17 protein-coding genes and 4 pseudogenes are annotated in these 22190 nt (G+C 35.1%); 12 read left to right on the top strand and 9 right to left on the bottom strand.

Annotated elements, in window-relative coordinates; genetic code table 11:
• Positions 1-26 precede the first annotated feature (26 nt).
• The 9 genes and pseudogenes from AAGD59_RS02820 to AAGD59_RS02785 all read left to right on the top strand — a co-directional run bounded on the left by AAGD59_RS02820 (position 27) and on the right by AAGD59_RS02785 (position 6529).
• Entirely contained in the window at positions 27-878 is an 852-nt protein-coding gene (locus AAGD59_RS02820) for an Rpn family recombination-promoting nuclease/putative transposase (protein ID WP_015588831.1), read from the top strand.
• 202 nt (positions 879-1080) lie between these two features.
• A complete protein-coding gene (locus AAGD59_RS02815; RefSeq protein ID WP_015588832.1) occupies positions 1081-1629 on the top strand; it encodes a hypothetical protein in 549 nt (182 codons plus the stop codon).
• A 197-nt stretch (positions 1630-1826) separates the two neighbouring features.
• Positions 1827-2447 carry a TRP75-related protein gene (locus AAGD59_RS02810; protein WP_015588833.1) on the top strand — a complete coding sequence of 207 codons (621 nt, stop codon included), beginning with the start codon at positions 1827-1829 and terminating at the stop codon, positions 2445-2447.
• Positions 2448-2472: 25 nt separating this feature from the next.
• Positions 2473-3753, top strand: a complete 1281-nt coding sequence (ispG, locus tag AAGD59_RS02805; RefSeq protein ID WP_015588834.1) for a flavodoxin-dependent (E)-4-hydroxy-3-methylbut-2-enyl-diphosphate synthase — start codon at positions 2473-2475, stop codon at positions 3751-3753.
• Between the two features lie 178 nt (positions 3754-3931).
• A pseudogene (locus AAGD59_RS02800) lies at positions 3932-5210 on the top strand (IS4 family transposase).
• Positions 5211-5289: 79 nt separating this feature from the next.
• Positions 5290-5433 (top strand): annotated as a pseudogene (locus AAGD59_RS02795) (IS256 family transposase); the annotation flags it as partial.
• Between the two features lie 45 nt (positions 5434-5478).
• Positions 5479-5763: a transposase gene (locus AAGD59_RS02790; protein ID WP_038198869.1), complete on the top strand. Its 285-nt coding sequence runs from the start codon at positions 5479-5481 to the stop codon at positions 5761-5763.
• Positions 5764-5784: 21 nt separating this feature from the next.
• Positions 5785-6126 carry an IS3 family transposase gene (locus AAGD59_RS06935; RefSeq protein WP_095866567.1) on the top strand — a complete coding sequence of 114 codons (342 nt, stop codon included), beginning with the start codon at positions 5785-5787 and terminating at the stop codon, positions 6124-6126.
• A 238-nt stretch (positions 6127-6364) separates the two neighbouring features.
• Positions 6365-6529, top strand: coding sequence for an IS3 family transposase (locus AAGD59_RS02785; protein ID WP_081600759.1), 165 nt, complete (start codon positions 6365-6367; stop codon positions 6527-6529).
• Between the two features lie 82 nt (positions 6530-6611).
• Here AAGD59_RS02785 and AAGD59_RS02780 read toward each other — a convergent pair.
• The 5 genes and pseudogenes from AAGD59_RS02780 to AAGD59_RS02760 all read right to left on the bottom strand — a co-directional run.
• Positions 6612-7018: pseudogene (locus AAGD59_RS02780) on the bottom strand (IS630 transposase-related protein); the annotation flags it as partial.
• Between the two features lie 530 nt (positions 7019-7548).
• Complete coding sequence (gene gyrB, locus AAGD59_RS02775) at positions 7549-9936, bottom strand: DNA topoisomerase (ATP-hydrolyzing) subunit B (RefSeq protein ID WP_141456810.1); 2388 nt, start codon at positions 9934-9936, stop codon at positions 7549-7551.
• A gap of 216 nt (positions 9937-10152) precedes the next feature.
• Positions 10153-10761: an SCO family protein gene (locus AAGD59_RS02770; protein WP_015588836.1), complete on the bottom strand. Its 609-nt coding sequence runs from the start codon at positions 10759-10761 to the stop codon at positions 10153-10155.
• Between the two features lie 44 nt (positions 10762-10805).
• A complete protein-coding gene (gene dnaQ / locus AAGD59_RS02765; RefSeq protein WP_015588837.1) occupies positions 10806-11501 on the bottom strand; it encodes a DNA polymerase III subunit epsilon in 696 nt (231 codons plus the stop codon).
• Positions 11502-11518: 17 nt separating this feature from the next.
• Positions 11519-12169, bottom strand: a complete 651-nt coding sequence (locus AAGD59_RS02760) for a Tim44/TimA family putative adaptor protein (RefSeq protein WP_015588838.1) — start codon at positions 12167-12169, stop codon at positions 11519-11521.
• Between the two features lie 164 nt (positions 12170-12333).
• Here AAGD59_RS02760 and secB point away from each other — a divergent pair, with 164 nt between their 5' ends.
• The 3 genes from secB (at position 12334) to putA (ending at position 18712) form a co-directional block, all read left to right on the top strand.
• Positions 12334-12837 (top strand): protein-export chaperone SecB, encoded by a 504-nt coding sequence (gene secB / locus AAGD59_RS02755; protein WP_006279761.1) that lies wholly within the window; start codon positions 12334-12336, stop codon positions 12835-12837.
• A gap of 14 nt (positions 12838-12851) precedes the next feature.
• Positions 12852-15437, top strand: coding sequence for an aconitate hydratase AcnA (gene acnA / locus AAGD59_RS02750; protein ID WP_141456811.1), 2586 nt, complete (start codon positions 12852-12854; stop codon positions 15435-15437).
• A gap of 134 nt (positions 15438-15571) precedes the next feature.
• Positions 15572-18712 carry a bifunctional proline dehydrogenase/L-glutamate gamma-semialdehyde dehydrogenase PutA gene (putA, locus tag AAGD59_RS02745; RefSeq protein ID WP_341812956.1) on the top strand — a complete coding sequence of 1047 codons (3141 nt, stop codon included), beginning with the start codon at positions 15572-15574 and terminating at the stop codon, positions 18710-18712.
• Positions 18713-18853: 141 nt separating this feature from the next.
• Here putA and AAGD59_RS02740 read toward each other — a convergent pair.
• The 4 genes and pseudogenes from AAGD59_RS02740 to AAGD59_RS02725 form a co-directional block, all read right to left on the bottom strand.
• Positions 18854-19997 (bottom strand): annotated as a pseudogene (locus AAGD59_RS02740) (transposase).
• A gap of 266 nt (positions 19998-20263) precedes the next feature.
• On the bottom strand, positions 20264-20608 hold the full coding sequence (locus tag AAGD59_RS02735) for a DMT family transporter (RefSeq protein WP_006279756.1): 345 nt from the start codon (positions 20606-20608) through the stop codon (positions 20264-20266).
• 16 nt (positions 20609-20624) lie between these two features.
• Positions 20625-20939, bottom strand: coding sequence for a DMT family transporter (locus AAGD59_RS02730; protein WP_010082606.1), 315 nt, complete (start codon positions 20937-20939; stop codon positions 20625-20627).
• Between the two features lie 99 nt (positions 20940-21038).
• Entirely contained in the window at positions 21039-22145 is a 1107-nt protein-coding gene (locus tag AAGD59_RS02725; protein ID WP_010082605.1) for a D-alanyl-D-alanine carboxypeptidase family protein, read from the bottom strand.
• Positions 22146-22190 lie beyond the last annotated feature (45 nt).

Genomic DNA, 22190 nt, shown 5'->3' with positions numbered 1-22190 from the left:
TATTAATATTTTCAAGCATTCTTGCCATGGCTCTTTCTAAATTTCTCGATCCAAAGTTAGATTTAACATTTAAGAAAATCTTTGGTACTGAAAAAAATAAGAATATTCTTATCCATTTTTTAAATGATATTTTAGGATGTACTGAAGTCAATACTATACAAGAAGTAGAATTCTTAAGCACCATTATGGACCCTGAAATTGCCTCTGATAGACAAAGTATAGTTGATGTTCTTTGCAGGGATTCTAGTGGGTCAAGATATATAATTGAGATGCAGCTCGCTCGCGACAAGGGCTTTGAAAAGCGCGCACAACTCTATGCTGCTAAGGCTTACTCAAGGCAGGCTGATAAAAATTACATTAATTTAAAGAAGGTTTTCTTCATTGCTATTTCCAATGGTATGCTATTCCCTGAAGAGGTTGAGTATATTTCTACTCACAATATACGTGATATAAAAACCAACGGCCATTACTTAAAAGATTTTCAATTTGTCTTTATAGAATTACCTAAATTTTCAAAAAGCAGAGTGGAGGAACTAGAAAGCACAATAGAAAGGTGGTGCTTCTTTTTTAAGCATGCAGAAGAAACGACAGATGAAGATCTAAAGAAAATTGCAGAGGAATCACCAATAATAAAGCTAGCATACGATGAATTAGACAAGTTTCACTGGAGTGAAAAAGATCTCCTAGCTTATGAAGAAAGAGTGATGGATCTACAGAAAGAAGAAGCTATCCTTGAATACAGACTTGATCTTGCTGAAGAGAAAGGTGTACGGAAAGGAAAAATTGAAGTCGTAAAAGCAATGCTAGCTAATAATGTTGATGTCAACACTATTGTTAAGTTTACTGGCCTCTCCATGAGTGAGATCAAAGAATTGTAGAATTAAGTGTTAATGGTTACAAAAATACAATAAGCATTTTTCTTCATGTATTTCGTAAGTACCTTAATTTAAGTTTTCGCACTTTTAAAAAGCAAGTCAAACAAAATTATTAAAAGGTCAATACATAATGACAGTTAATTTAATAATAATTTAAACATTGGGAATGTAAAATTATAATATATTAATTAACTAGGGGGTTAAAATGTCAAATGTTTTTAGTAATGCTTGGTATAGTTTGTCTGGCAATGATAGGTTAGATATAACAGCATTGCAAAAAAGTCAAAAAATCGATGCTGAGCAGTTTGAAAAAGTTTTTGGTGCATTAAAAGAATGGCAAGAAGCTCAAAAGATAGATGCTAAACAGTTTGAAGAGGTATTTAGTGCATTAAAAGAATGGCAAGAAGCTCAAAAGATAGATGCTGAGCAGTTTGAAAAAGTTTTTAGTGCATTAGAAGACAAGATTGGTACTGAGCAGTTTCAAGCTATGCAAGAGCACTTAAACGGCCTACAAGAAAAAGTGGAAACACTTGCAGAGGCAGTAGCAGATCAAGAAAAAACACTACTAATTTGTACCATAGCCACTGCTGTTGCCGTAATAGCGATAACTAGTTTTGTTGCATTCTGTATCTATCAGGGAGTTAAGTGTGAAAGGGAGAAAGAAAAGAACTTGTCTAAAGATACGCCAGACACAAAACTTAATGATAAAGTTGATACTCAAGTGCAACAGAATAGCTTATACACTCCAAACTAAGTTGTATAACACTTTTCTTGAAAAGGTGTTACGCAACTTGTAACACCTTCCTCTTCTCTTAGCCTATGTAGATTTTTTGATAGTAAACATATCACTTTTTAGAAAAATATTTGTATTGTAAAGTTAGTAAAGATTCTGGTTTACTTAAAGTTTGTTAATTGCTATCTTTTAAAACACGATATTTACTATAGCACCATATGCTTAGGATTTTTTCTAAAGTCTTGTTTATATTAATGTTTTTGGTTTCTAGCTTTTTTACTGTGCATAGTGCTGAAGCTAAATCTAAGCTCAGTAAGAGATACATACCTCCTGGTAACCCTGGTGGTGCAAGCTTTCATACAGATGAGGATTTTGCTGAGTCATATAAGCTATATGAAAAGCGTAGGGAATTGCTCAAGAAAAAAAAGTCACAAGATCGAGCTATAAATAAAGAAGATCTAATCAAAAAATTAAAAGAGAAAAAAATTGCTAGTCTTGATAATGAGCCAAATGACATGGAAGCGTGCATAGTCGACGATGAAGAGAGCGCTATGATAAATCAGCATGGTATTAATATCGCGCGTTTAAGGGGTGCTGTATTTATAGATCAAGAGCCAGTTTTCCAGTATGAAAATAAGCAGCATGAAAGTGAACAACAAGAAGAGAAGAAAGTTACTTCAACACGAGAAAAAAAAGTTTCTCCTATGAATATCACTATAAAAAAAACTCCATCAAGAAAAACATGCTCACATGATTCTATTGCTAATTTGGATAACGTAGATGCTTATAGTTTGAATGGTTCGAGTTCATTTGGCAGTGTAGCTGACACAGTAAAATAGTATCACAATATTGGCCATTAATAATATGCTAGATAAAGACCTGATATTGAATGATGATGCATATGAATTATTGCCGATTTCCAGGCACAAGACTCATGTTGTAGAAGTTGGAAAAGTAAAGATAGGTGGAAATAATCCTGTAGTTGTACAATCTATGGCGCTTGGCGTGCATATAGATTCTGATAATATAAAAAGTAGCGCAAAACATTATGCAAAAGAGATAACAGAACTAGCGCGTACAGGTTCAGAATTGGTGCGAATTGCCTTGAACTCAGAGGAGGTAGCAAGAGCAATACCTTATATAGTAGAAGAGATAAATAAAGAAGGTTTTGACGGTAAAATATTGGTAGGCTGTGGTCAGTATGAGCTAGATAAATTAGTTCAAGATTATCCAGACAACATCAAAATGCTGGGTAAAATTAGGATAAACCCAGGCAATATAGGTTTTGGCAACAAACGTGATGAGAAGTTTGAAAGGGTTATAGAGTATGCAATAATGCACGATCTTCCGGTTAGAATTGGGGTAAATTGGGGTAGTCTTGATAAATACCTTTTGCAAAAATTGATGGATGAAAACTCTTCGCTTAGTAATTCAAGGCCTTCTGACGTTATACTGCGCAAAGCACTTGTAATGTCTGCTCTTGATAGTGCAAAAAAAGCTGAAGAAATTGGTCTAAATTCAAACAAAATAATCATTTCATGTAAAGTTAGCAAAGTACAAGATTTAATTTTAGTTTATATGGCACTTGCAAAATCTTCCAATTATGCGCTGCATTTGGGTTTAACTGAGGCTGGTATGGGCAATAAAGGTGTGGTAAATACCGCAGCAGGGCTTATTTATTTATTGCAAAATGGCATTGGAGATACAATACGGGCTTCTTTGACTCAACGTCCTGGTGAATCGCGTACTAATGAAGTGGTGGTGTGTCAGGAAATATTGCAGTCTATAGGCTTGCGATACTTTAACCCTCAGGTTAATTCATGTCCTGGTTGTGGGCGCACGAGTAGCGATCGTTTTCGTATATTAACTGAAGAGGTGAATGGCTATATAAAAACTCATATACCGATATGGAAGAAAAAAAATCCAGGTGTAGAGCATATGAGCATTGCTGTTATGGGATGCATAGTAAACGGTCCTGGAGAAAGCAAACACGCAAATTTGGGAATCAGCTTGCCTGGATATGGAGAAAAACCTGTTTCAGCAGTCTACAAAGACGGCAAATATTTCAAAACTTTACAAGGTGATAATGTCTCTGAAGAATTTAAGGCAATTATTGATAATTATGTGAAGGAGCATTACACGTAACCTTTCACGGTTAATTAATAGATAAATCGCAAATAAAAAAGAAAATTAGACCTTGTTTTTCTTTTTTCGTTGGGAATGTTCAAAAAAGCATATGCGTCAAGTTAAGGAAATAAAGGTATGAAAGAGATAGAATAATAAGGTATAAGTTCTCCCAGATATACTTTTAGTGAGAGAACCAATGAATAAAATAACTTGCTTATCAAAAAAGCTCAAAGAATTTTTTAATGAAAAAGCAGAGAAAATCTCAATTACAACAAGGTTTATAAAAAGAAAGAGAAAGCTAAAAGGTTCATCATTCGTAAAAGCCATGGTCTTGGGTAATATAGGAGTTGATAATTGTAGCGTAGAAACAATGTGTCAATTACTAAACGAGGACTCGATAGATATAACAAAACAAGGTTTGGATTTTAGATTTACTGAAGAAGCAGTGGAATTTATGAAAAGGATGTATAATGAATCTGTGATTCTCTTTAAAAATATCTTGCAAGTTGATTGCAAAATCTTACAGCAATTTAATAGTGTTAAATTATTGGACAGTAGCTATATTACTCTACCTAACAGTATGGAAGAGATGTATAAAGGTTATGGTACTAGCTACAGTGGCTATGAAAGCAATACTAAGTCTGGAATAAAGTTACAATTAGTTTTCGATTACATGAATCAGATAATAGACCAACTTAATTTAACGGAGGGAATAAGATCAGACCAGGGATATAGGAAACATTTAAGTAATATATCAAGCAATGATTTGCTAATATCTGATCTCGGTTATTTTGTGCCAAGTTCTTTTAAACAAATCAATGAAATAGGAGCTTATTTCATAAGTCGTCGATACCAACGTATATGATGTAGAAACAAATCAAAAAATGGAGTTATTAGAATGTTTAGAGATTTTTAGAAAACGAGGTATTGTTAGGAAAAGAAGCAAAAATTAGAGTAAGAATTATATGTCAGAAACTAACTGAATATGGCCAGAAGAAGGAAAGCTAATAGATTAGCAAGATCGCAGGATCCTCTAAAAGAAATCAAAAATTGTTGAACTGGTATAACTAATGTTCCAGAAAATAAAATTAGTGCTGAGCAAGTATTAACGATTTACAGAGTAAGGTGGCAAATTATTTAAATTGTATAAAAGCCATATCAGGCTTGATAAGCTAAAAGGAAAGCCATGCAGAGTATTATGTGAACTATATGCTAAATTGTGCGCAATTCTTATATTTCACGGCATAGTTGGTTGCACAGAAGTGAAAAAGAATACAGAACTTAGCTTAACAAAGGCATTTATTGAGCTAAAAAGGCGGGTTAGAGAGTTATTTTTAGTATTAACCAAAATTAATAGTTTAAAAGCATTTCTTAAAAAACTCACTATAACTTGGTCGCGATTTTCATTAAAAGACAAACGTAGAAGGGCTAGAGTATCCACTTTAACCTCTCTAAATTTGCTCACAATCTCTTAACTTGACGCGTATGGTTCAAAAAAGTGTGTCAAACCGAAAAAAAAGTAATAAATTGATATAAAAAAATGGAGGTTTGACAATGAGTCAGAAAGTAGTAAACAGAACTACCGATTTGGTAGATTACAAAGAACTGGAAGCAAATATACTGTCATCAATAAGGGAAGGCAGACCATTAACAGGAAGGGATGGAGCATTTGACCTTACCCAGAAAAAGTGGAGAGAAAGAAAGGAGTTTTTTCGGGTAAAATAAAATTTTGGAGGATTAGAAATGGCAAGAGAATATACGGCAGAATTCAAATTGGAAGCTGTTAAGCTGGCAAATGAACAAAGAAAGGTAGGTCAACCAGTTGCAAAAGTAGCAAGAGATCTAGGAATAAGGGATAGTGTATTAGGAAAATGGATGAAGAAATATAACGAAAAAAAGTCAGCGGCAAATGCATTTCCAGATGTAGCACCTTATGACAAAGAGAGATTTGATTTACAGAAAGAGTTAGCAAAAGTAACAAGAGAAAGAGACATTTTAAAAAAAGCCCTGGCCAGTCAAAAAGAGTAAAATATTTTTTCATAAAAGAGCATAGTAAACACTATAAAGTGCAGGAATTATGTAGGGTTTTCTGCTAGTGGCTACTATAAGTGGACTACAAGGAAAATAAGCAGTAGAGAATCAGCAAATAAAGAGTTATTAGCAGATATTCAAAAAATATATCAAGCTTCTAAATGTAGATATGGAGCTCCTAAAATTCATGCTGAATTAAAGGCTTTGGGTAAAAGTTGCAACTTAAAAACAGTGCAAAGTATTATGCAGAAAAATGGTATTCAGGCTATATTGAGAAGAAAATTTAAAATTAAGAAACAACAAACGGACAGTAGCTCCCAATATATTAGACCAAAACTTTATTGTCGATCAACCAAATAAAGTATGGGATTACTTATATAAAAACCAAAGAAGGATGGCTATATTTGGCAACAATAATCGATCTATATTCACGCATGGTAGTTAATGAGCAGTTCAATAAATAAACAATTGGTTATGGACTCTTTATTAATGGACGTTAACAAGCGTAAACCTGCCAAAAATCTACTATTACATAGTGATCAAGGTTCACAATATACTTTGCAAGGTTATCAATATCTCTTATCCATAAAAAACATAGATGAGTCATAAAGGTTGTTGTTACGACAATTCTGTTGCAGAAAGCTTCTTTAGCTCATTGAAAAGAGAAATACTTATTGATACTTCACAACACTCTGCTCAACAAACTAGAACTGCAATATTTGAATACATAGAAATTTTTTATAACAAACAACGTCACTATTAACTATTGCATTCTTGAGCATTTTGATTCATCATTCTCTTTGTGAAAAACATTCCAAACTTTCTCTCCACTTTTTCTGGGTAAGGTCAATATATACAAGATTATCACGATGTTTTGTCGCTATAACCCTTGCAAATTGAGCTCGCTTTTCTTCATTTCTTTCTTTATATCCGTAGGTCTTTTTTTCTTGTAAATCCAATATTTTTAAGTGCGCGGTGAATCATTTGTCGACTCCAGAGTTTGGCCATCTCTGACTGAGTCTTGCCACCATGGTTTTTTGCAAATTCGGTGAAGACATTCCAGTCGGTAATTTTATGCTACGCTTCCAGGCTTTTTTGACTGAAAATCTCCCGTTTCCTCACGCCTTTTCTGCCACTCATATAAAGTCGTTTTTCCAATTTTAAATCTCTTGGCAACAGTTGCTCTACTTTCTCCTTCATCCAATGCTTCCATTGCTTTTTTCCTTAAGTCGTAACTATACGCTGCTGGCATACAAACCCCTCTACCATAAATCCATTCTTACCTTATTTGGATTATTATGAGAAGAGCTATAACTCTATGGGAGGGAAGCAAAATCTGGGATTCGGCCTTAATGGCATTAGCGTCGCATCAGCTTCACCCTCCCTGTGAGGTATTTTAGCTCTAATGCCTCACATCATAAAGATACAAGTGTCAAGCTACTTGGATGACAGGGGAGGGAGGCACTGGGATGACAGGAGAAGGTAGTGGGAGACACCCTGACAACCGTCATCCCGCTGCTTGTTAGCGGGATCTAGAGATACCGCGAATGAATCGCGGCATGACGTAGGACTGCTTTCATTCCAGTGCTTGACACTGGAATCCAGCCTTTCTGCAATCTCATCGAAAACGTTGTAACCACTTTCTATGCTAGTTTGCTTGTGAGCAACCTGGATTCCAGTGTCAAGCACTGGAATGACACCGTTATAAAGGAACCAGTGTCAGCTACTTGAATGACACAGTCTTTGCTTAAACCCGTAACGTTCGTACATTTTGCTAAAAGTTCAAATATCAACATCATGCACGTTGAGTGCATTGCTATTAATAAAATCACGGCGTGGTTCAACTATATCACCCATTAGTATTGAAAATATGGAATCAGCTTCTTCACAATCTTTTATTTCAACCTTCAGTAAAGTTCTAGCCTCAGGATTTAACGTAGTATCCCATAGCTGATCAGCATTCATTTCACCAAGACCTTTAAATCTCTGCAGAGTTAAACCCTTTTTACCATAGTCCATTATTATTTTTGCAAGCGTACTTGGAGAAGTGATTCTTATTTCAGTTTCTTGTGACTTTAAAAATGAATCACCATTAAATAAATTACTTATACCATCAAGCAAACTTAATATGCTTTGCATATCTTTGCCTTCAAGCATACTAAGTGCAAATATATATTTGTCTGCCAATCCTTGAAACAATTTAGAGATGTGAATTTCTTTTTCTTCATCTTTTATTTCTACTTCCCAAGTGTATTCGCTGTACATTAATTTTAAATACTTTAATATCTCATCAGCCGATGATAGAGCATTCTTTTTGCTTAAAATTAGCAATGACTCTAGGAGATTTTGTGGTATTTCTCTATCATAATTTTTGCTAATATTAGAAATGCTAACGCATTTATTCAAAATAAGGCGCAAGTCGTTAAATTCTGTAGCTGTACCACTTAGTGTTAATCTTTTAACTGCTGAGTTTATTATATACTCTTCAAAAGTTTCGTCATCTTTAATATAAGTGTCTTTGGCATTCTTTGTAACTTTATAGAGGGGTGGCTGTGCTATGTATAAGTAACCTTTTTCAATAACTTCACGCATATGTCTAAAAAAGAAAGTTAGAATCAAAGTTCTTATATGTGAACCATCAACATCTGCATCTGTCATGATGATAATTTTATGATATCTAGCTTTTTCAATATCGAAGTGTTCACTCCCTATTCCAGCACCAATTGCAGTGATTAAAGAGCCTATTTCTGCAGATGAAAAAATACGATCTAAACTTACACGTTCTACGTTTAGAATTTTTCCTCTTAAGGCAAGCACTGCTTGTGTTTTACGATTACGCCCCTGCTTTGCAGTACCACCTGCTGAATTACCCTCTACTATAAATAATTCCGATAACTCAGGAGCTTTTTCCTGACAATCAGCAAGCTTTCCTGGCAGAGTTGCAATATCAATATTGTTTTTGCTTTTAACTAGCTCGCGCGCTTTTCTTGCAGCTTCTCTTCCTTTTGCTGACCTGATTGCTCTTTCTACTATGCTTGCTGCCAATTTGGGATCAGTTTCAAGGATTGTGCTCAATTTATCAGAAACTATACTTTCTACAACTGCACGTGCTTCAGAACTAACTAGTTTATCTTTTGTTTGTGAAGAAAACTTAGGATCAGGCATCTTAAGAGATAAAACACAAGTTAAACCTTCTCTAACGTCCTCTCCAGTTAAATTTACTTTTGCTTTCTTTAAAAACCCTTCATTAGTTGCATAGGTATTGATACATCTAGTTAGTGCAGATCTAAATCCTGCCAAATGCGTACCACCATCTCGTTGCCGTATATTATTAGTGAAACACAACATATTCTCATAGTAGGAATCATTCCATTCCATCGATATTTCCAAGCTGATGCCAAGATCGTCTGCATCTCCTTTCATACTGGCAATTTTAGTTACATGTGTCTTATTCTTATCTAAATACTGCACAAAATTTGCTGTACCAAAATTGTCTTTAGATTGATTGCTCTGATTGAAATGAGATTCTGTATATGGTTCATTGCGCAGATCACGTAAAGTAATGTCGATATTTGAATTTAAAAATGCTAATTCTCTTATACGACTTTCAAGCGTTGAGTAACTGAAATTAATGCCATTAAAAGTCTCTGTTGATGGCATGAACGTGACTTTAGTTCCTCTTTTGTTTGTATTTTCGTTGACTACCTTTAAAGGTTCAATAGACTCACCATCTTCAAAACGCATAAAGTGTTCTTTCTTATTGCGCCAAATAGTTAATTCCAACCAGCTTGATAATGCATTCACAACTGAGATTCCAACACCATGTAATCCCCCAGAAACTTTATAGGTATTACTGTCAAATTTACCACCAGCATGGAGTTGAGTCATTATTACCTCTGCTGCTGATATTCCTTCTTCTTCATGAATGTCAGTTGGAATGCCACGACCATTGTCGGTTACTGATACTGAACCATCTTTATTTATGCTAACTTCAATTTTATCACAATATCCAGCTAAAGATTCATCTATTGCGTTGTCAACAACCTCATATACCATGTGATGCAAGCCAGATCCATCGTCAGTGTCACCAATGTACATACCTGGACGTTTCCTTACAGCATCAAGACCCCTTAAGATTTTTATTGCATCGGCATTATAACTATTTTCCATGGTATTGCTTCATTTATGAATGTTAATTAATATTACATTCATATATGCTGATTAGCAACATTTTTAAACTGATAACCCATATTAAAAGCACAATTTTACGAATGTTTATTTTTGAAAACAGCAAATAGTGTCATTCCAATGTGTCTTCCCGATGGAGATTAAATTATAACGCTCATGCAGTTGCGTGTTCGACTAATTAACAGAAAAATCTATAATTCAGTTTACGTATTTTCTGATCTCAGCCAAAATCTTATCAGATTGACTTTCGTCTGAATTTAAATCAGCTGCAAAGTGTGTAACATATTTTCCTCCAGGGCCAATAAGGTACATTATTGAAGAATGGTTGATTTCTTCTTCTCCACCAACTTTGCTAGCATATACTTTATACTTTGCAATTACTTCGTCTATTTTTTCTCTTTCACCAGTTAACATTTGTATTCTGTGGTCAAATTGCTGCTGAAATTCTTTAAGTCTTTCCGTGCTATCGCGCTCAGGATCAACTGTGATAAAAAATGTTTGTAGCTTGTTGTTAGTTTTCTCATCTAACCTTGCAAGTGTTTCTGAAATTATCCCAAGGTTCATAGGGCAAATTCTTTTGCATGAGGAAAACCCAAAGAAAATCATCATGTATTTATCTTTAAAATCACTACTGCGCAGGATCTGTCCGTCCTGATTAATTAAAGAAAAATCTCCGCCTATCTTAACTTCTGCGTTGTGAATCGCTGCTGGGGCAAATATGCCTTTTTTAGTGAAATAACAATAACCTAAAAAAACAACTGCTAATGCTGCTAGCACATTAGATAACAATCTTATAAACCTTACCATTAGGGTGCTCTCAGTAAAATTAAATTGTATCTTTATTAGTTGACCTATTCAATATATTTATTCCAAAGTGTATTGTTAATTTTGTCTAACAGTTTCTTATGTTCATCAATTTCTTCACTATTTGGTGAATGTTCTCTGGGAGTTAGATTACGCACTTTATGCTGAACGAATGTAGAGTTACTGTCCTGATTGCATTGATTATCAAACAGAAAGGTTTGTAACCCTCCTGTAAGTTCAACATATACCTTTGCAAGCAATTGAGCATCAACTAGTGCTCCGTGCAATTCTCTATTCTCTAGCGATATATCAAAACGCTTACATAATGCATTCAAAGAAGCAGGTGATCCTGCGAATTTTTTCCTCGCAAGAGGTAATGTATCTAGCACTCTATCTGAGGAAATTAACCCAGCATTCAGCTTGCTTAGCTCCATGTTAAGGAACTTAACATCGAATTCAGCGTTGTGAATTACCAAAATATCATTAGATATAAAGTCAAGAAATTCAAGTGCAACATTTGAAAATAATGGTTTATCTTCTAAAAATTCTTCACTAATACCGTGAATCTTAAACGAGTGATAAGGTATATCTCTTTCTGGGTTAAGGTACCGATGGAATACTTTACCTGTTGGAATGCGGTTAATTAATTCCACACACCCTATTTCAATAATTCGATGACCAGATTCAGTGTCAAGACCTGTCGTTTCAGTGTCAAGTACTATTTCGCGTAGCTTGCTTTCCATTTCAAAAAAAACTCATCTTACTTGTCATTTGTCTTATCGTTACTTGTCTTTTTATAGTGAATAGAAACAAGCAACCAGCTTGGGTCTGATGAATTAACATTTTTTTTGAATTGCCATACATCCTCAACTTTATTAATGGTGGATGTACTACCTGATATGATATCCCCTTTATTATTCTTAACGAAGTTAATTTGCTCTGAAAGGAAATATACTGCAATAAACACTGCGTTTTTTACTAGCTTTATTTCTAAAATCTTTTGTGAAACAATAGAAACAATTATAGACTCGTGCACCTCTTTACGATGTTTAATCTTCTCTGCAAAATTATCATATAAGTCTTTATCGAGAAGTGGTTTTAACTGAGACAAATTTCCTTGATTGAAACATTTTATTATTAATTCAAAAGCTATGCTTGAACCTTCTATAAAGTGGGAAATAGAAAAATCTTTGTTTTTTTTTAATATTTGTTTATAAGTAAATTTTATTGAATTTTCATCATTGCTATCAATGTAACCCTCAATGTTTTCTACTACATCTTCTCTACTTCGGCTTACATCCAATACATTAGTTAGCTTTTTTAGGTTGAGGTTGGCTGACCTTCCTAAAGAATTATACAAACGTGAAAAAATGAACGCCGCTAATAAAGCATATATTACAAGCTCTATCATAGTAACTCAACTCCTTGGCATATAAAGTATCCGAACATTATTAATTATTAATGAAAATATGTTTTTCATATCAACTTATAATCAGGTTTGCTATTCGTTTGTAAATGAATATATTATATAAGAAAGTATTAAATATCTCAACTTAATTAAAGGAGACGTAAGAAATGCCACAACAAAAAATGAGAATTCACGGTCAATATGTTAAAGATCTATCATTTGAGAATCCGAATTCGCCATTCCTTTCTTCTAGTAAAGCTCCAGATATTAATGTAATGGTTAATATCAATTCAGCAAAATTAGAAGGGACGAAAAACAAAGAAGAAGTGAATGAAGAAAAATCTTTTCATGAAATTACTTTGCATATAGAAGTCAAAGCAACGGTAAAAGATGAAGGCATAAAAGATGGTGTAGCTTTCATTTGTGAGACGAAATATTGTGGCATTTTTTCAATAGAAAATTTAAAAGAGTTGAGTGAGGAAGAGGTAAGACAAGCTTTGTTTATTGGCGGACCTACTTTTCTTTTCCCTTTTGCAAGAGAAATAATTGCAAGAGTTACAAGTAGTGGTGGATTTCCCCCACTGATGCTAGATCCTATAGATTTTGAAACTATGTATGAGCAGCAAGGTCAACAACAAAAAAGTAACGGTAGTAATTCCAATTTTAACTAATATAGTGTGATAGGATGAACAATTCTTTAAACGCAAAAACGACTTTAAACATTGACGGGAAGTCATACAACTATTTTAGCCTAAGTAGTGCTAGTGAATTTTTAGGGACAGATGTAACTAAATTGCCCTGCTCACTTAAGGTGCTGCTTGAAAATTTATTGCGTAATGAAGATGGAGTAAACGTAAAGCTGGATGACATAAGAGTACTAGCAGACTGCGTTAATAAACACACTAATCACGAAATTAGCTATAAACCAGCAAGGGTGTTGATGCAAGATTTTACAGGGGTTCCTGCTGTTGTTGATTTAGCTTCAATGCGGAGTTATGTCAAGAAAAATGGAGGAAGCCCGAGCAACATAAATCCTTCTGTACCGGTTGATCTTGTGATTGACCATTCTGTTCAAGTAGATAGTTATGGAAGTGTTTCCGCATTCAGTAAGAATGTTGAGTTAGAAGTAAAAAGAAATTTGGAGAGATATCAATTTTTAAAGTGGGGAGAATCGTCCTTCACAAATTTTAGAGTAGTGCCGCCTGGCACAGGGATTTGCCACCAAGTGAATCTTGAATATTTAGCGCAAGTTGTGTGTAATAATGATGGAGTCATATATCCTGATACTTTAGTTGGTACTGACAGCCATACTACAATGATTAACGGGTTATCAGTCCTTGGTTGGGGTGTTGGAGGCATAGAAGCTGAGTCTGTGATGCTTGGTCAACCAATTAGTATGGTGATTCCAGAAGTAGTTGGATTTAAATTAATTGGCAGATTGTCGGAAGGAGTAACTGCGACCGATTTAGTGCTGACGGTTACCAATATCCTAAGAACAAAAGGCGTTGTTGGTAAGTTTGTAGAATTTTATGGTGATGGTTTAGATTATTTATCTTTGGCAGATAGAGCCACTATAGCAAACATGGCCCCGGAGTATGGCGCAACTTGTGGATTTTTTCCAATTGATCAAAAAACGCTAGATTATTTAAGCTTAACCGGAAGGCCAGAAAAGCTGATTAAGCTAGTTGAGGCTTATGCGAAAGAGCAAGGACTGTGGCGTAGCAATAATGAGTTAGCATTTTTTGACACACTAGAACTTGATTTATCAAGCGTGAAGCCAGTAATGGCTGGTCCCAAAAGACCACAAGATAAAGTTTTTCTTTCACAAGTGGCAGAGTCTTTTTCTAAATCATTTTCAGTTAATGAGTCAAAGGAAAACGATAAACTCCAAGATGGAAGTGTAGTTATTGCAGCAATAACAAGCTGCACTAATACCTCAAATCCAAGTGTGATGATTGCTGCAGGTCTTGTAGCTCGTAATGCAATTAAACTTGGATTAAAATCAAAGCCTTGGGTTAAAACTTCTCTTGCTCCAGGGTCACAAGTTGTAACAGAATATTTAGAAAAGTCTGGATTGCAGGTAGATCTAAATGCTCTGGGCTTTAATTTAGTTGGATATGGTTGCACAACTTGCATTGGGAATTCTGGTCCACTTAATAAAGATATAGAAGATGGCATTAAAAACAAAAACTTAACCGTTGCTGCAGTTTTATCTGGTAATCGTAACTTTGAAGGAAGAATTCATCCGTTAGTCAAAGCTAATTACTTGGCATCTCCGCCACTTGTTGTTGCATATGCACTTGCTGGTACTGTGCAAATTGATCTGACAAAAGATTCAATATGCAAAGATAAGAATGGAAATGATGTCTATCTCAAAGATATATGGCCAACAAACAATGAAATCGAAGATTGTGTTAAAAGTGTGGTAACACGTGAGATGTTCATACAAAAGTATAAGGATGTTTTTTCTGGTGATGAACATTGGCGAAAGATAAAGTGTGAAAAAAGTGAAATCTATAATTGGGATGCAAATAGCACTTACATACAAAATCCGCCCTATTTTGATAATTTATCACCTAAAAATAATAAAATCGATATAAAAGGTGCACAAATATTGGCAATGTTTGGCGATAGCGTAACCACTGACCACATTTCCCCTGCTGGAAATATTGCCTCAAGTAGTCCTGCAGGTATATATTTAAAAAATCTTGGAATTGAGCCACAGGACTTTAATTCGTATGGGTCTCGTCGTGGTAACCACAATGTAATGATGCGTGGGACTTTTGCTAACATTAGAATAAAAAATGAAATGGTAAGCATCGAAGGCGGCTATACAAAATATATTCCTTCTCAAGAAACTATGTCGATTTTTGATGCAGCAATGCGCTACAAGGAAGCTCTCATCATTGTGGCAGGAAAGGAGTATGGCACAGGTTCAAGTAGGGATTGGGCAGCAAAGGGTACTTTATTGTTGGGGGTTAAAGTTGTCATTGCAGAAAGCTTTGAGCGTATACATAGGTCCAACTTGGTCGGCATGGGTGTTCTTCCACTTATATTCCAAAATGGAATAACCAGAAAGATATTTGATGGTAGCGAGGTAATAAGCATAAAAGGTGAAATAGTGCCAGGTGGAAATCTAGAATGCATCATCAAAAGAAAGGATAATTCAAAGCAATCAATTCAACTCAAATGCTGTGTACAAACCGCAACTGAGACTAAATACTTGATGTGTGGTGGAGTGTTGAGCTACATACTTGCACAATCTTTTTGATTTAGTGAAGTTATTGCATGGACTTCTTTTAGCCAGCCCTGATCCCTTTGTAAATAGCAATTTGCTCTGCGCAAAGTTATGATATAATTTCACCATACATATGGTGTCGGAGTATTTTTTGGAGATAATTATATATGATAAGCTCTATACAAGAACCTAACGAATTGAGAAAACGTTTACAAGGATTTTATCGTACTGATGAAAAGAGTTATATACGTTATCTTGTAGAAAAAGCAGAGCTTTCGGCTGATTCAAAAAATAGAATTTATAATATTGCAAAACAAGTTATTGAAAAAATCAAACACAATAAATTAAGTATTGTAGATTCCTTTATGCAGCAATACTCGCTTTCCAATGATGAAGGAATAGCATTGATGTGCCTTGCTGAATCGCTACTTAGAATACCAGATGATTATACAATAGACGAGCTAATCAAAGATAAAATTGCCAATCAAGAATGGAGTAAATATTTAGGATATTCTTCTTCATTGTTCGTCAATGCTTCCACGTGGAGTTTAATGATAGGTAGCAGTATATTGAGAGACAATGAAGGCGATTCGAAGTTCTATTACGCAATTTCTAAGTTACTTAAGAATTTAGGAGAACCGATCATTCGCAAAGCAGTAAAACAAGCAATGTCTATGCTTGGTAATCATTTTGTTGTTGGAGAAACCATAGAAGAAGCTTTAAGGTACGCAAAACTAGATGACAATAGTAAGTTTTTATACTCTTTTGATATGCTTGGTGAAGCTGCTCACACAGCTGAGGATGCAGAAGAGTATTTTAATTCATATATGCATTCAATAAAAGCTATAGGTGAATCCACTGAAATAAATGATTGTTTTAAATCCCATGGAATTTCAATCAAACTTTCTGCTTTACACCCATGTTATGAATTCAGCCAATTTGACCGAATTGCTGGTGAGATATTCACTAAGGTTTTAGAGCTCTGCCGCGAGGCAAAAAAATACAACATTTCATTATGCATAGATGCAGAAGAATCAGAAAGGCTTGAAATTTCCTTAATCTTGTTTGAACAATTACGGCTTGATGAATCACTTTCTGAGTGGGAAGGGCTTGGCTTGGCTGTGCAAGCATATCAAAAGAGCGCTTTATCTGTTCTTGACTTTGTTGAAGATGTTGCTATCCGATCAAAGCACAAAATTATGTTGAGGCTTGTAAAAGGTGCATATTGGGATTCAGAAATCAAGCGTACGCAAGAATTGGGATTAAATGATTACTCAGTATTTACAAGAAAAAGCTATACTGACGTATCTTACCTCGTGTGCGCACAGAAACTTTTGAGTAAACCAAACAGCTTTTACCCATGCTTTGGAACTCATAACGTCTATACTTTTGCTTCTATCATGGAACTTGCTGATAAAAACCACCCTGGATTTGAATTTCAACGCTTACATGGAATGGCAAAAGACTTATATGATTATGCAATGTCAGAGCTTGCAACAAATGTTAGCTGTCGTGTCTACGCACCCGTTGGGGAACATAGTGACTTGTTGCCTTATCTTATAAGACGTCTTCTTGAAAATGGAGCTAATAGTTCGTTTGTTAATCAAATAAGTGATCCTAACGTTAAAATCGATGAGTTAATTTCAGATCCACTGGAAAAAGCTATAAATTTTAATTATGAGCCTCATCCAGGCATTCCATTACCACAAGATATTTTGGGACCAGAAAGAAAAAATTCTTTGGGAATGGATATTAGTGATTCTGTGATAGTCTCACAATTTGCAGATGATATAAAGGGTTTTAGTGAAAAAAAGTGGCAAGTTGGACCAATAATTGATGGAAAAGCACTATTTGATAGTGCTGAATTTATCGAAGTAGTGAATCCTGCACATTTAGAAAATGTAATTGGAGAAGTGTCAAATACAACAAGTGTTCAAGCTTTAAACGCTCTTGAAATAGCACATAATGCTTTTACTGAATGGCAGAATGTTTCAGCAGTAGAGCGCGCTAAATGCCTTGAAAAAGCTGCAGATTTGCTTGAAGAAAGGATGAAAGAGTTGATTTACATTCTGATCGTAGAAGCAGGAAAAATTTTATCTGATGCAATAGCGGAAGTAAGAGAGGCAGTGGATTTCTTACGTTACTACGCAACGATAGCAAAAAATGAACTGAGCGACTGGAGAAAATTGCCAGGGCCAACAGGTGAAGATAACTTCATCTTTTTTGAAGGCAGAGGAGTTTTCTTATGCATATCACCGTGGAATTTTCCGCTCGCTATCTTCATTGGGCAGGTTTCAGCTGCACTTGCAGCAGGTAATGCAGTGCTGGCAAAACCGGCAGAGCAAACGCCGATTATTGCCTATGAAGCTGTTAAGATACTACATGAAGCTGGGATATCAAAAAATGTGTTGCACCTCATTCCTGGGGATGGTGGATATTTAGGCAAAATATTAGTTCCAGACAATAGAATTTCCGGTGTAGCTTTTACTGGTTCAACACAAACCGCTCAAATAATTAATAGAATGCTTGCAAATAGGGATGGTCCTATTGTGCCATTTATTGCTGAAACTGGCGGATTAAATGCTATGATTGTTGATAGCTCTGCTCTCTTAGAGCAAGTGACTACGGATGTTTTGCTTTCTGCGTTTCGCAGCGCTGGCCAACGCTCTTCTGCGCTTAGAGTGCTGTTTATTCAAGAGGACATAGCAGAGAAGCAGATAAAAATGATATGCGGTGCAGCGCAAGAACTCAAGATTGGTGACCCAATACAACTTAGTACTGATATTGGTCCAATAATTGATAAAGCATCTATCGATATGCTCACTCAACATACGCAAAAAATGTCAGAGGATAAAGATTCAAATCTGTTATTTAAAGTACCCATGGATACAAATTCTCATAATGGTTATTTCTTTCCTCCATATATTTATGAGATACAAAAAATTTCGCAATTAAAGCAAGAAGTATTTGGTCCTATTTTACATATCATACGTTTTAACAAGTCACAATTAAATGAAGTTATAAGTGATATAAATAGTACTGGATATGGGCTTACGTTTTCTTTGCAGAGTCGTATACAAAGTCAAATTGACACTATAAGTAAAAAAATATCAGTTGGAAATGTCTACATCAACCGTAACCAGATAGGTGCAGCAGTTGGGATACAACCATTTGGTGGTAGAGGACTATCTGGCACTGGGCCAAAAGCTGGTGGTCCTCATTATTTACAGCGTTTTTCTACAGAAAAAGTTGTAAGTGTTAACACTACAGCATTTGGTGTTAACACTACACTTATGTGTTTGGATTAATTTGCGGGCCCTAATTTTTCTTACCCCTAAACTAGACGTTCGTGCAGTTATGTACACAGCGCTAAAATCCGAAAAGGACCAGCTCATGCACTGAAATAAATCGTATCCGTTCAGCCAATGGCGTCAACTTAAGAACTTTCATTAGCAAACTCTCCTAAAGACATGATGGCGTTTAGGCTTATCTACTTTATTGCGGCTGTCCCGGTCGGATTTTAACTTTAGCGCGTATACTTAAAAAGGGCTTGAAAGTTTTTTGGCGCAATAAGTACCTGATAGAGTTTCTGCCTCATTACACCAAATAAAACTGAAAAATTTAAACGATACTCAGTAATTTGATCTGGGTTCCAAGGCCCTTGTGCATCACACATATGAAGCGATAATATATTGCACATGACCAAGTTTGCCCAAAATTCTTGTAATACAGCCTCTCCAGAAAAATTCTCTAACTCTGCTCCTACTTTGAGTCGTTTATAGCACTCCTCTATGTGCCACCTTAACACATAAGCTTTGCTCCAAAGTCTCGGTCAAAAACTCTGTTTCTCAGTTGGCTAATGTCAGCACTATAACTCTTACTTTCTGTCCTTTCATTTTATTTTTTAGCTTTTCATTTTCTAATATAAAATCAAAATCTAATTCGCCAGCGTTCCCATAGCTTACTATAATTTCTTTTTTGCAAGCGAAAAATAAAATCTACTTCCAAATCATAATGCTGCTGAATGAATTTTACTGAAGACGATCATAGATAAATAATAATTTCTCTTGATTTAATAAACGCATTTGAGTGATAACTTCGGGTAATTGCTCTGCCGCCAACGTTTGTTCACCTATATTCCAAGCTGCAAGACGAGCACTACAAATTAGCGAAGTACACAAATCAACAAACAAATTGCCAATGGTGCCTGTTGTTCCATTTGGTTCAAACTCGGATACAATTTCCCCAGAGCTGGGTAATCTCATACCAGAACCATCTTCTGCAATAAGTCTATAGCCTCTCCAACTCAGGTTCATCCTGATAGGCTGTTTGGATGCTTAAATTCTTGAAAGCCTGTATGGCAAATCTTATACCTTGCTTTAGAAAAAGCTTGCTTTGAGGGTACATGTCAATGGCTCCATAAGTTCACATTCTATTCCCAAACTTTTTTTAACTAACTTTAAAATCATAGAAAATACTGTCGAAAAAGGAAGTTTTCTTGTTCGTGTAAAACTCAACACAATGGATTTTCTGAAAAGTTTTCGAGTATATTATATTTTTAATTTGTAGAATAAGGTTTTTTCCTTTTTGCATATTTCACCTAAAAAGGACACATTTTAGACTTCTTTGTTGAAATAAAACAGAAACAAAAGTGCTGTCCCTTGCACTCTTTGGATAATTTAATGATAAAAAATTTAGAGAGAAATTTTATACACTATCGCTGATATTTTTCCTTAAGTTGACGCCATTGTGTGAACGGTTACGGTTTCCCGTCTTCACCATGCTATATAGAAAAAAGTCTGGATTCCAATTTGCATGACAATATGGAGTATCTGCTTCTTTCATCCCAGTGGGATCTTTTATTCCATTTTATCAACAGTTTGTTTTGCAGTATCAAACAATTTTAATCCTATAATCCCGAATGTAACTAAAATAAAGCATATTACTTCGAATAAATTAACTGGTTCATCAAATAGGTAAACTCCAAGTATCGAAGCTCCTATAGCGCCCACTCCAGTCCAAATTGCATAGCATACTCCGATAGGTATAGAACGTGTAGCGAGCGAAAGTAAATATGTACTAAGAGCCATGGAGAGTATGCTAATTATTGATGGTACGAGATGAGTAAATCCATAACTATGCTTAAGTGTTATGACCCAGAACACTTCAATTAGTGACGATAAGAGTAAATATATCCAATTCATGCATAAATTTTTAGGTTTAAATAGAGAGCTTCAGCCCTATGCTTCCTATTACAATTAAAACGATACATAAAACTTGAGATAAATTAATATTCTCTGTGAAAGTGGTTGCACCAATTATAGTTATTCCAATTGTGCATATTCCAGAGGAAACTGCATAGCATACCCTAATAGGTAGAAAGCATGCTGCAAGAGATAAAAAGTAAATGCTAATGATCATAATTACCAATGTTGCAATCGAAGGCACAACTTTAGTAAAACTGTTACTAAACTTTAGCGTTACAGCCCACAGTATCTCTAGGATACTAGACAGCAACAAATACAACCAGCACATTTTCGTAACATTTCAATCTTGTATTGTAACAGAAATTGTTAGTTAAAACTACACTAAAGTGCAATAGATCTCTCTTTCGGAATTGCTTTAATATCAAACTTAAAACAACATCCTAAAAAACTTTTCTACGAAATTCAATTCCTGCACGTCATTTGCTGCATAAAGTGGTGTAGTTTGTTGCTCAATACCTGGTATTTCTACAAAAACTTTGCCCACTTCTTGACCTTTTTTAATGGGTGCAGGTATCATATCTTTATATTCAATACGCACCTTAATTTGGTCATGCAATTTGCGGTTGTAAGTTATGGTAACATCGTTTGCAACTGTAATAGGCACTTTTCTATCTTTTCCATAGAGAACATTTACTTCCTCAACTACGCTGTCTTTAACGAATATTTTCTTAGTGTTAAAATGATTTAAGGAGTATTGTATCAATCTTTTTGCTTCTTCTATTCGCTCTTTCTCAGTGTTTAAACCATTTACGACAGCAAAAATTCTCCTATCATTTCGTTTTGCAGATGCTACAATGCCGTAACCACCAGCATTTGTATAACCGGTTTTTAAGCCATCAACCCCAATATCGTGAAAAAGTAGAAGATTTTTATTCTTTTGTACAATTTCATTATATGTCAAATATTGTTCGGAAAATAAATCATAATATTCAGGAAAATCGGTGAAAATCCTTTTTGCCAGCATTACCAAGTCTTTTGCGTTCATAAAATGATCTTCATCTGGCCACCCGCTTGAGTTGACAAAATGACTGTCATTCAGATTCAAATTTTGTGCAACTTCATTCATTTCAGCCACAAAATTCTCTTCTGATCCTGCAATGCCCTCGGCTAGTGTTATGCAGGCATCATTGCCTGAGACTATTGTAATTCCTTCAAGTAATTCCCTCACCGTAACGGATTGACCTTCTTTCAAAAACATGGAAGAGCCTCTCCTTTCCCACGCTTTTCTACTTACTCGAAATTTATCCTCCATGTGTATTATTCCAGCTTTTAGATAATCGAAGGCTATATATAAAGTCATTAGCTTGCTCATTGAAGATGGGGCCATTTTTTCATCAGAATTATGGTCAAAAATGAATGAGTCTGAAGCTAAATCTAAGACTACTGCTTGCTTTGCTTTGGTTCTAAACTGGTATGAGTATGAAGAAAAAGGAAGTATAAAAACTAATAGCAAAATTACCAATCTGCTTAACATATCTATAATTTTAAATTTATAGTGTACTAATTAATAGTATAATTT

Origin of the sequence: Wolbachia endosymbiont (group A) of Cephus spinipes, from assembly GCF_964026895.1 — a bacterium.
GTDB lineage: Bacteria > Pseudomonadota > Alphaproteobacteria > Rickettsiales > Anaplasmataceae > Wolbachia > Wolbachia pipientis.
The sequence above is the reverse complement of the archived record's forward strand: the minus strand, read 5'-3'. Positions and strand labels throughout refer to the sequence as shown.